The sequence below is a fragment of the Streptomyces regalis genome (genome assembly GCF_001509475.1).
GTDB classification, from domain to species: Bacteria; Actinomycetota; Actinomycetes; order Streptomycetales; family Streptomycetaceae; genus Streptomyces; species Streptomyces regalis.
Genome location: NZ_LLZG01000324.1, coordinates 1 through 255 on the forward strand (window position 1 = coordinate 1; position 255 = coordinate 255).

1 rRNA gene is annotated in these 255 nt (G+C 58.8%); it reads left to right on the plus strand.

Annotation, left to right across the window (positions count from 1 at the left end):
- A 16S ribosomal RNA gene (locus ADL12_RS27945) occupies positions 1–89 on the plus strand; the annotation flags it as partial.
- Positions 90–255 lie beyond the last annotated feature (166 nt).

Genomic DNA, 255 nt, shown 5'->3' on the forward strand with positions numbered 1-255 from the left:
GGAGGGAGCTGTCGAAGGTGGGACTGGCGATTGGGACGAAGTCGTAACAAGGTAGCCGTACCGGAAGGTGCGGCTGGATCACCTCCTTTCTAAGGAGCATCTAGCTTCCGCAAGGAAGCCAGAGCCACTACGTCGGCAAACGTCCGACGGTGGTCAGCTCATGGGTGGAACGTTGATTATTCGGCCGGGTTCACGGGTCGGAGGCTGCTAGTACTGCTCGCAAGAGTGTGGAACGCATGATCTTCGGACGGGAGC